General features: G+C 36.2%; 10 protein-coding genes and 1 pseudogene. 2 read left to right on the top strand and 9 right to left on the bottom strand.

Going from position 1 to position 10,377, the window contains the following annotated elements:
* The 4 genes and pseudogenes from FTT84_RS15275 to FTT84_RS15260 form a co-directional block, all read right to left on the bottom strand.
* A pseudogene (locus tag FTT84_RS15275) lies at positions 1-109 on the bottom strand (dihydropteroate synthase); the annotation flags it as partial.
* 240 nt (positions 110-349) lie between these two features.
* Positions 350-1,225 carry a hypothetical protein gene (locus tag FTT84_RS15270; RefSeq protein WP_081406141.1) on the bottom strand — a complete coding sequence of 292 codons (876 nt, stop codon included), beginning with the start codon at positions 1,223-1,225 and terminating at the stop codon, positions 350-352.
* Positions 1,226-1,236: 11 nt separating this feature from the next.
* Entirely contained in the window at positions 1,237-1,707 is a 471-nt protein-coding gene (locus tag FTT84_RS15265) for a hypothetical protein (RefSeq protein WP_065995118.1), read from the bottom strand.
* 65 nt (positions 1,708-1,772) lie between these two features.
* A complete protein-coding gene (locus FTT84_RS15260) occupies positions 1,773-2,180 on the bottom strand; it encodes a hypothetical protein (protein ID WP_005005986.1) in 408 nt (135 codons plus the stop codon).
* Between the two features lie 221 nt (positions 2,181-2,401).
* Here FTT84_RS15260 and FTT84_RS15255 point away from each other — a divergent pair, with 221 nt between their 5' ends.
* Positions 2,402-2,695 carry a hypothetical protein gene (locus FTT84_RS15255; protein WP_005005987.1) on the top strand — a complete coding sequence of 98 codons (294 nt, stop codon included), beginning with the start codon at positions 2,402-2,404 and terminating at the stop codon, positions 2,693-2,695.
* A 194-nt stretch (positions 2,696-2,889) separates the two neighbouring features.
* Here FTT84_RS15255 and FTT84_RS15250 read toward each other — a convergent pair whose 3' ends face one another.
* A complete protein-coding gene (locus FTT84_RS15250) occupies positions 2,890-3,693 on the bottom strand; it encodes a DUF4942 domain-containing protein (RefSeq protein WP_005005990.1) in 804 nt (267 codons plus the stop codon).
* A gap of 251 nt (positions 3,694-3,944) precedes the next feature.
* On the opposite strand from FTT84_RS15250, the gene FTT84_RS15245 reads away from it, so the two are divergent.
* Positions 3,945-4,733, top strand: coding sequence for an aminoglycoside adenylyltransferase domain-containing protein (locus FTT84_RS15245; protein ID WP_180081700.1), 789 nt, complete (start codon positions 3,945-3,947; stop codon positions 4,731-4,733).
* Between the two features lie 126 nt (positions 4,734-4,859).
* Here the strand turns inward: FTT84_RS15245 and FTT84_RS15240 are convergent, their stop codons facing one another.
* The 4 genes from FTT84_RS15240 to FTT84_RS15225 all read right to left on the bottom strand — a co-directional run bounded on the left by FTT84_RS15240 (position 4,860) and on the right by FTT84_RS15225 (position 10,254).
* Entirely contained in the window at positions 4,860-5,318 is a 459-nt protein-coding gene (locus FTT84_RS15240; protein ID WP_077170035.1) for a DUF523 domain-containing protein, read from the bottom strand.
* 154 nt (positions 5,319-5,472) lie between these two features.
* On the bottom strand, positions 5,473-8,574 hold the full coding sequence (locus FTT84_RS15235; protein WP_038349993.1) for an efflux RND transporter permease subunit: 3,102 nt from the start codon (positions 8,572-8,574) through the stop codon (positions 5,473-5,475).
* Positions 8,574-9,740, bottom strand: a complete 1,167-nt coding sequence (locus tag FTT84_RS15230) for an efflux RND transporter periplasmic adaptor subunit (protein WP_052232764.1) — start codon at positions 9,738-9,740, stop codon at positions 8,574-8,576. Before FTT84_RS15230 ends, FTT84_RS15235 begins: the two co-directional genes overlap by 1 nt.
* A 253-nt stretch (positions 9,741-9,993) precedes the next feature.
* On the bottom strand, positions 9,994-10,254 hold the full coding sequence (locus tag FTT84_RS15225) for a hypothetical protein (protein WP_038349994.1): 261 nt from the start codon (positions 10,252-10,254) through the stop codon (positions 9,994-9,996).
* Positions 10,255-10,377: the final 123 nt, after the last annotated feature.

The following is a 10,377-nucleotide window of genomic DNA, read 5'->3' as shown; positions in this document are numbered from 1 at the left end:
GCTTACGCGCCTGCGCAATGGCTGCGTCTGGCGCCAGATACCGGCCTCCATCGGAGAAACTGTCCGAGGTTATGTTGACGATGCCGAAAATGATGAGCGATTTATTCATGGGGGCTTCTATAATAATAATAATCGAGCATGAGTCTCATACGGATGCTCGGGTCGAAAGGGAATCCCCAGGCGAGTAACCTGTTTGCGGTGATCCATTAGCTGCAGGAGCAGAATAGCATACATCTGGAAGCAAAGCCAGGAAAGCGGCCTATGGAGCTGTGCGGCAGCGCTCAGTAGGCAATTTTTCAAAATATTGTTAAGCCTTTTCTGAGCATGGTATTTTTCATGGTATTACCAATTAGCAGGAAAATAAGCCATTGAATATAAAAGATAAAAATGTCTTGTTTACAATAGAGTGGGGAATATATAAGGTGTACATGTCTTGTTCTACTGAGTACAACGTGATGAAGTCAGTCGTATATGAAAACTTGCCATTTTCGCTCTCTAGCTTGATTTGTTGGTGTTTAACGAGCTTGAGTGGTGAAATGCAGTCACCGCCATAGATCGCAACTGTGCCACGCTCTTTGTACAGCTTAATGAGTTTTTTGGTGCATTTTAACGGCTTGCCGTGTTTGTCCAATTTTGGTTGGTTGCGAACAAAGATGTTATAGCGAAGATTCGAGTCACCAAGCATCCCGCTTGTTGTTTCACTGATGGTCAATTGGCGTTTAGACTTCTTATAAAACTCTAATAAGCGTTGCTGTAAATTGAACCGTGAAACACCGCATTCGATGTCAAAATCTAGACCTTTAAAAGCGTTTTTATTACTGTTGTTTCCAAAGTAACAAACTGCATCGTTAAACATTTGCGTTAAGTTTGCAAAAATTAAGAGAAAGTCGTTTTGTGGGTACGGACGTTTTTGATACATGCACCCAAACTCACTGTCTGACAACTTATAAAAATAGGTGCGAACGCCAGTATAACTGCAAAGTGAATCATAAATGCGTGTGCCTTTAATTTGAATCTGAGTAACATAGCTAGATGAAAATTCAGGGGTAGCCCAAAGCATAGGGCTGAACAGGATGTCCTTCACTAATCCATTGTCGTATGCACGGTCGCCAACGCGACTTTTTTGGTTAATGCGGTCGTTTTGGGTGTAAACATGGATGTTCTTCAGCTCCAACGTTTCACGTTTGAACACGGTCTTTTCAGCGGTAGCAGTAGCGGTCGTCATGGTGAAGTTCCTTATCGGCTTAAATACGTCTGTGCAAAAATTGCTTGCATGGTTTTAAAAATTTGGTCTGTTTCAAAGTAGTCAGAAATTTGCTCTTGGAATGGGCTTTGATGGTTGCGAACCAACGTGCGAATCGCAGAACTATTTAAGGTGTCTGAGTTGGTAAAACCATTTTTTAGTACTTTGATCTCAAAATATGGGCTAGTGGATGCAATCACACTGACAATAATGTTGCCGTCTTGGTCTGTCTTAACTGACAAATCAGCAATTGGGCTTAGCTCATGGCGTAAAAAATACATATTGTCGGGGTTATAGATTGCTTTAAATCTGATTCCGTCTTGGCATATAGCGCAAAACAGTTCATTCACCGACTCAGCAGTAAAGATCGCCCCAAACGTCACAACAACAGGCCCGACATTTTTTTGCTGTTTTTCATCATGTTTGATGGTTAGCTCGCAATGCGCTGTAATTAGGTTTTGCATGGTTTATATCCTCAAATGTGATTCAGTGGCATACGCACGTTATCCGTGCGTATGGGTGAATTGAATTAAGAAAGTTCGCGTGACCAACAATCTTCTATACGGTCGTATGCGTAGCCGTTTTGAGCCATTAACGTGCAAATGTCTTCAAGGTTTTTGCCAAAGATATTTACTGAGGTAACTTGGTCGAGTACTGATGTATGACCAAAGTTTTCTTTTAATGTTGCAACATAGATTTCAACGTCCATGAAGAAGAAATTTGTTTTATCAGCCAATGTCGGCATGTGCTGTTGAAATTGAAGTTGAGCATAGTCACTATCCGCTTGAAGATCCGCAAGGGTTAAATCACAGTTGTTGTCGATGTAATCTGAGATTTCATCAAACAATGTTTCCATGTGAGCACCGCTAAAAGTTTTAGGGAAACCGATGTATAAAGTGCCTTGTAACTGTACTGATTGAGCGTTTAAATTTGACATGCTGTTCACTCCAAGTTTTAAGCTTTCTGCTTTTGATAGTTTCATTTTATGGGAAAACACAACCTGGCAAACCTTTCTCGAAAAATAAGATTTTCAATCTTTTTTTAATCAATTAAAAAACATCGCTTGCGTACTAATATGATTTTTCTATTAGCCGTATCGCCGTAATGCATTAAGAATAATTTAACGAGCAATTAGTTAATTAATTAAGTTTAATTAAATTGTTAAGTTTTAAAACATATGAAGATGAACCAGCTCAAGACCGTCTTGTGCTTGAAAACATCACCATTGCTGAAGCGATGAAGTTAGCTGAAAACAACGGATTCTTTAAAGCAAAGTACCAGGTGCTTAAAGTGATTCAATATTTTGATGTTGAATTGGTACTCACGGCGTCTGATGTTGAGTACTGTGCTGAATTACACCAGTTTAGCGGTGGCTATAACGTGACGGTGCTTGCTGATACACCTGAACAAGATCTTATTGCAATTCTCAATTCATTGGGGATATTGAATTAGAGCCATCTCGTGATAAGAGAATGCAGCTCCGAAAAATGGAGTCTAAATTTAAATCTGCCTTTAAGGGATATGATTTATCCCAAGTATCCATAGTGATATGGTCAGTGTATGTTCACCAGTGGCACGATCGCAAAATTAGTACCGTATATATCTAAAAAAAACCACAATAACAATTGATGGTTTTTTAATGAGCTTTATAAAATGGGTTCATCATACGCACGGCGTTTGTGTTTTACATTTGGATCTATGCCAATTTGATTCGGATATAACAGGTTTAATACCTGGTTAATGCGATCAACTACGCATTGATTAAACAAGATATGACAGTTACCGTTTTCGTAGATCTTAATGCGTAATAAATTATCATCAATGCTATGCCAGATACCACGATCTAACCTGAGTTTATCTAATCTAGTGTGGTCTAAAGGCTTGCCAAATAACTGCCTTGCTATAAAGCGTACTTCTTCCACTAAATTATCTCGTCTGCAATAAGAATGGTAGCTATTGTGATGAATGATCACGCACGGGTTAATACCAGCACCAAGATTGGTTTTGTATTTGCTTGATAATTGGCAAAACAATGAATCAACTTTACGAGCATATGCCATGTGGCGCGTAGACCAGATAGATTCTAAAAATACATTCACGTTATCCATCGTGAAATCTTCAATTTCATGACGAGCAATTTTATCTGACAACGCATCATATTCTTTTTCAGATATAAAGTTTCTAAGATTGATGATCTCAGTTAACTTCCTCCAGAAGCATGACGATATTTGTTTTAAAGCAGATTCTTCAGTATTGAATGATGATGAATATGATTTTCGGGTGATTGCACTCACAATCTGGTAAGCATCAAGTTCAATATCTTTGATGCTTTCATAAATAACCTTTATTGACGATTTTGCTTTTTCGCATTGCAAAATTAGCTTTTCGACTTCAATAAAGTCTAATTCAGATGCTTGCACTTCTCTTTTTATATTTACCAACATATTCATAATTGCCCACCTAATTAGCTTAATTGTCTATATAGATATTTTAATAAAAACCATGGTCATTAATTTTTTTTTAAAATTTATAAGCTAACTTTTTCACTATAATTAAATTAAATAAGCACAACGCTTAAAACTTGGTGTAGTGGAATATGGCTCAACCTTTAAAATTCCTTTTAATACCACTGGCTATGTTAGCCAGTGTTCTGTATAATGCTCTATGAATTCATTACTTATTTTTTTAAATTAAAAATCATATGCAAAGCTTAAATGATGAAGAGTGTCGCCAAGTTGAAAGTGTAAAACAGCTTTTACAAAAAAATTTTAAAGATAAGCTTTATGCTATTTATTTATATGGTTCGTATGTTGATGGTGGTTTAAAACATAAAAGTGATCTTGATATTTTAGTTATTATTGAACGTGAAATTACCGATCAGGAAAGAAAACAATTAGCGCAGAATTTTCTAAATATATCTGTTCCGATTGGTCATGCTACAGCGCGTGCCTTAGAAATTACGATATTAGAAAAAGGGAGTATTACCAATAAAAATCATCCATATACATATCAGCTACAATATGGCGAGTGGTTGAGAGAAGAATTACTCAAAGGTGAATTACTTTATAGTCAACCTGATCCAGATATTAGTATTTTACTTAAAACTGCCCAATTACATAACATTACTATCTTTGGACCTGATATTTGCGATTGGTTAAATCCAATTAGCTATGAACAATTAATATTTGCCATGCAAAAAACTTATCCACAAATTATTGCTCATTGGAAAGACGATCAGGATGAATGTAATCAAATTTTAGCGCTATGCCGTATAGCTTATACATTAGATCATAAAACAATAGTTGCCAAGGATGTTGCTGCGACATGGTTTTTAGAATTCTTAAGTCAGATAGATCAAGACATTTTGCAACTCATAATAGATGAATATATTGGGCAAGGTCATGAGCAATGTTGGTTAGTTTTACATGATCAGCTTGCTAAAATTGTTAAAGAATTACAGCATAAAATTGAACCACTACTTTTTAACTGATGTGGAAGTAATGGATATGCTTCTTAGATTATTACCTCACTATATCTCTAAATACCGAAGAGACTTGATATTGCAAAGGGGGGCGTGGTTGGAGTTGCATGAAGATTTTAAATAAAAGCGGAGGAACTAGGGTAAAAGTTGCCAAAAAGTTTCTTCTGAAATGACTTTTATATTATGACGTTTAAGCAAAGCGGAGGTAACTCCATTGCCATAGATCTTATTCCCATTAAATTGACCATCGTAAATCATTGAACTACCACATGAAGGGCTATTTTCTTTAAGCACTACCAGAGTAGCTTTTAATAATTGAACTTTTTTTAAAGTTCTATATGCCCCTTCAATATAGATTGAAGTCACATCCTTTCCTGATTTTTCAATTACACAGGCTTTTCCATCTAAGACATCATCGCCATTACCTCCCGAAATCTCGGCAGGTTCGCGTGGTGTTGATAAACCGCCAAGAATCTCTGGACATACCATAGTAGCTTTTCCATCTTTGACTAATTTTTCGATTTTTTCGTTTAAGCTATGCGTCCCGTTATAACGTACCTTTAAGCCAGCCAGACAAGAACTTACTAAAATCATATTTCCTCTATGAAAAAGATATGTATCGATTTGCTATTTAGCCAGTACCTATTATTTTTTAAAATTAATAGGTTAGTGCTATGGATAAAACAAGAATTTAAATATGATCAATGCAAAGTGAGTTATTTTTTTTCTAACCCACAAAGCTTATAGATTAGTTTGATCCTTTTTGTTTAGAAAATTTATCAACAGTTCCCATAACAATAATGAAAAAAATAGGGACAAACACTAAAGCAAGAAGAGTTGCACTGATCATTCCTCCAAATACGCCAGTACCTATAGCCTTTTGGGTTTCAGAACTCGCACCACTTGCAAAAACTAAAGGAATAACTCCGCATGTAAATGCTAAAGAAGTCATTAAGATTGGACGCAAGCGCAATTTTGCAGCTTCAACGGTTGCTTTAACTAAACTCATCCCATCTTCTCGGAGAGCCTTAGCAAATTCAACAATTAAAATGGCATTTTTCGCTGATAATCCAATGATGGTAATCATACCAACCTTAAAGAAAATATCATTGGGCATACCTCTTATCATTACAGCTATAAATGCACCTATAAGCCCTAGAGGTACAACCAACATAACAGAAAGAGGGATGGACCAACTTTCATATAACCCAGCTAAAACAAGAAATACTACGAGCATAGATAGAAGTAATAAAAATATAGTTTGCGATTCAGCCTGTTTTTCTTCTAAAGAAATACCACTCCATTCATACCCCACACCTTTTGGAAGTTGTTTGATTAAATTTTCCATTTCTGACATTGCTTGACCAGAAGATATACCAGGTGCTGGACTACCCGTAACACTTAAAGATGGACGACCATTGTAACGATTGTATTGTTGTGGGGAGTATTGCCAAACTGGAGTAATAATCTCAGACATAGAAATCAGTTTACCACTTTGACTATTTACTTTGATTTGTAAAATATCATCAATACTCATACGTGATTTGGCATCAAGTTGAACAATAACTTGCTGCATACGATCTTGATTTGGAAAATCGTTGATATACATTGAACCCATTGAAGTAGAAATGATATCGGTAACATCACTGAAGTTAACACCTAATATTTGTAGTTTTTCACGATCAATTTTGAGTTGTACAGAATTTCCATCTGGTAAACCATCAGAGTAAACATCTACAACTTTTTTACTTTGAGTTGATAAACTGAGTAATTGATCTTGGGCTTGTGCTAATGCTTGCATGCCAATATTTCCTACATCCTGCAATTGTAATGAAAATCCAGAAGAGCTTCCTAATTCATCAATTGCTGGAGGCAATACAGACATTACTTGGCCTTCCGAGCTGTCAGCCATTGCAGTATTCGCATTATCCACGACTTGTTGGGCAGTAATTTTACGGTCCTCAAAGGGGAGTAAATTGGTAAAATACATTGCTGTATTTTGCCCTGAACCACTAAATCCAAAGCCTAAGATCGCCATATTATCTTGAATACCAACTTCTTTATTTAGATGTTCCTGAAATTCAGTAACAACTTTTTTGGTACGTTCTTGTGTGGCATCAGAAGGAAGTTGAATTGATGTCATAAACCAACCCTGATCTTCTTCTGGCATAAATGCAGTAGGTACTTGTTTAAAACAAAAAAGAAGTGCAACAACAATGCCTATAAAAAATAGCATAGCCGTTCTTTTATGTTTAATGACTTTAAATAAACCATGTTCATATCGATTATTTAATTTTTCAAAACTTCGATCAAACCAAGCAAAAACACCTTTTTTCACATGATTTTTATCTATTGGTTTCAACATGGTTGCACATAAAGCAGGTGTCAAAGTTAAGGCTAGGAATGCTGAGAATAAAATCGAAACTGACATTGTGATAGTGAATTGGCGATAAATAATCCCTACTGAACCATTTGCTAAAGCCATTGGTAAAAATACTGCAGCCAAAACCAAAGTAATACCAATAATCGGATTCGTAATTTCTTTCATCGCCTTCGAGGTGGCATCTGCAGGGGACAAGCCTTCTGATACCATGATTCTTTCCACATTTTCAATCACTACAATGGCATCATCTACAATGATCCCAATCGCCAGCACCATACCAAACATGGTTAGGACATTGATAGAAAAGCCAGCAAGTAGCATTACAGAGAACGTTCCTAGCAATGCTATGGGAGCAACAATAGCTGGAATTAAGGTATAACGAACATTATGAAGAAATATGAACATTACAATAAAGACTAAAACCATGGCTTCAATCAATGTTGTAATTACTTTTTGAATAGAAACTTTAACAAATGGTGCAGTATCATAAGGGATTGAGAATTTCATTCCATCAGGTAATGAAGTACTCAATTGGTTGATTTTTGCCTTTACCCCTTCAGCAGTTTTAACGGCATTTGCATTGGGACTCATTTGTATTGCTATTGCTGTAGATGGATTACCATTCTCTAAAATGGCAAAACTATAAGACTGCGCACCAACCTCAATATGAGCCACATCTGATAACAGTACAGTTGCCCCATTTTTATTCGAACGTAAACTAATTTTTTTAAATTGTTCAACAGTCTCCAATTGCCCTTGTGCTGTTAATGGAATCGTAATTTGCTGTCCTTTGAGGGCAGGTGTATCACCTATACGACCAGGTGAAATCGGGAGGTTTTGATTTTGAATAGCCGTATTTACGTCTTTAATACTCAGACCATAAGATACTAAACGATTTGGATCGACCCAAATGCGCATAGCTTTTTCAGCTCCAAAATTCTGGATTTTCCCAACCCCATCAACTCGCTTGATTTCTTCAATGACGTGTCGTGTCATGTAGTCACTTAGGTCTATTTCAGAATATTGATGATTAGGGGAGTTCAGACCTATGATCATCAAAAATCCAGATGAAGCTGCATCAACCATAAGCCCTTGTTGTCGAACAGGTTGAGGTAGTCTCGACTCAATTGCTTTGATTTTGTTTTGAACATCAACTTGAGCAAGCTCTACATCTGTACCAGGCTTAAATGTAGCAGTAACAGTAGCGCTACCAGAGGTATCTGAACTTGAACTGTAATACAGTAAATTCTTAACACCTGACATTTCTCTTTCAATAAGTGTTACAACACTGTCATTGAGCGTCTTTGGTGTAGCTCCAGGATACATTGCTGTAATACTAATTTGTGGTGGAGCTACACTTGGAAAGCGTGCAATTGGCAATTTAGGTATACTTAATACACCAAATAAAATAATAAATAAGGCGATGACCCAAGCAAAAATTGGTCGACGAATGAAAAATTGAGACATTATTGCTGCCCCCCATTTTCATTATTCGTTATAGGTGCTTGCCATTGTTTTACTTTTAGTCGCTGATTAGGTTGAATACGGTCTACACCTTCGACAATGATTTTTTCACCCGCATTTATACCTTGCGTGACTACATAACTATTTTGATAACGCTGACCCAGTTGCACAGTTTTACTTTGTGCTTGCTCTTTTTGGTTGATAATAGTTACATTCGCCTTACCACTAATATCATGTTGGATAGCTTGCTCTGGCACTAAAATCGCATTATCAACTTTTGTTCGGCTCATGTTGATACGGACATACATGCCGGGAAGCAATTTTTGACTAGGATTATTCGCTAAAATACGGATAGTCACATCACCAGTATCGGGATCTACTTTAGTGTCTGAAAATAAAATTTCACCCCTTACATCGTATGGCTTACCTTGACTATTTAGTATTTCAACGTTATGGCTAGCATTTGACAAATTCCCTTGTTGTAATGCTTCCTGTATTTTTTCATAATCAGTAATTGACTGTTTTACGTCGATATACACTTTATCAATTTGCTGTACTACTGCCATGGCTTTAGTATCACCTTGGCTGACTAATGCACCTTCAGTCACTAAAATCTCACCAATAATTCCAGATATTGGCGATGTAATTGTTGCATATTTTAGGTTAAGTTGTTGACGTGAAAGTATCGCTTCCATTTGAGTAACATCAGCTTTTGCTTTCTGATATTCTGCTTCAGTATTGTTATATTCTTGCTTACTAATTGCATTAACTGTCACCAGTTCAGCGTATCGTTTTAACAAAATTTGAAGGCGTGTTACTTCAGCCTCAGCACGATGTAAAGTTGCTCTATTACTTTTGACATCAGCCTGAAATATTTCAGAATTTAATTTAAAAAGTGGTTGACCTGCATGTACATAAGTACCCTGTTTAAATAGAACTTTATCTACTATGCCACCAACCTGAGGGCGAATTTCAGCAATACGATATGCAGTGACACGCCCAGGGAGATTTTCAATCAGATTTATTGATTGTGTTTGGGCAGTCATTACACTTACTGATGCTAACGGTGCATCTGCTGAATGATGCTCTGCATTTTCTGATTTTGAGCAGCCTATTAGTAGCACAGTCATAATGCCAGCTGAGCTAACTAAATAACGACTTTTTTTCATAATTTCCATCTTTGAATAGGGTTAAGCTCATACAGTTAAATGATAAATAGCGGTATAACTAAAGTTTAGATTAACTGGTGAAGAGCTTACTAAAGTGACATTTTGCTTAAACTATATAAGTGAAGTAGGCATTGTATTAAACGAATATTTAAATCATTCGATTTAAATATTCTAAGTTAATAAAATAGTGACTTATAAAATAAAAAACGGAAGGTTTTCATTTTCACTGGTTTGATGACATAAAATCTTAAAGCTAAGTATTGATTTCTAAATCATATTGTTGCAGTACACTAGGGGTCAATATACATTTGAATATTGATGAATAAATTCCTAATTGATGTTGCATTTTCCATCCTTCAGAAAAATCTGCCATTAACCAAATAACCTCATCTACAAAAATATGCTCAATTGCAATAAACCAATATTCTTTTTCAAGATCTGTCAGCGTTACAAATTCAGCATATCCTTGTTTAAAAAGATTCCACTCATCAACTGTAAACAGAGGTGGTTCCACTTGTTTGAACAACTAAAAGCGTATTTATAAGTGATATTCCGCTCTAGTTAAGCCACCTTGTTTTGTTGGGGTAGCTGATCATAGTAAAACTCATTTGGTGTCATTTTGTCTAGACTCGAATGA

Origin of the sequence: Acinetobacter sp. YH01019 (genome assembly GCF_013420285.1) — a bacterium.
In the GTDB taxonomy this organism is placed as follows: Bacteria; Pseudomonadota; Gammaproteobacteria; order Pseudomonadales; family Moraxellaceae; genus Acinetobacter; species Acinetobacter gandensis.
Note: the sequence above shows the minus strand (reverse complement) of the source record. Positions and strands in the feature narration are given on the sequence as shown.

Bases quoted from the DNA above. Each gene is read 5' to 3' on its own strand.
- FTT84_RS15240 (WP_077170035.1), bottom strand. From the start codon at position 5,318: ATGATTTTAGTAAGTTCTTGTCTGGCTGGCTTAAAGGTACGTTATAAC.
- FTT84_RS15245 (WP_180081700.1), top strand. From the start codon at position 3,945: ATGCAAAGCTTAAATGATGAAGAGTGTCGCCAAGTTGAAAGTGTAAAA.
- FTT84_RS15230 (WP_052232764.1), bottom strand. From the start codon at position 9,740: ATGAAAAAAAGTCGTTATTTAGTTAGCTCAGCTGGCATTATGACTGTG.
- FTT84_RS15270 (WP_081406141.1), bottom strand. From the start codon at position 1,225: ATGACGACCGCTACTGCTACCGCTGAAAAGACCGTGTTCAAACGTGAA.
- FTT84_RS15250 (WP_005005990.1), bottom strand. From the start codon at position 3,693: ATGAATATGTTGGTAAATATAAAAAGAGAAGTGCAAGCATCTGAATTA.
- FTT84_RS15265 (WP_065995118.1), bottom strand. From the start codon at position 1,707: ATGCAAAACCTAATTACAGCGCATTGCGAGCTAACCATCAAACATGAT.
- FTT84_RS15260 (WP_005005986.1), bottom strand. From the start codon at position 2,180: ATGTCAAATTTAAACGCTCAATCAGTACAGTTACAAGGCACTTTATAC.
- FTT84_RS15235 (WP_038349993.1), bottom strand. From the start codon at position 8,574: ATGTCTCAATTTTTCATTCGTCGACCAATTTTTGCTTGGGTCATCGCC.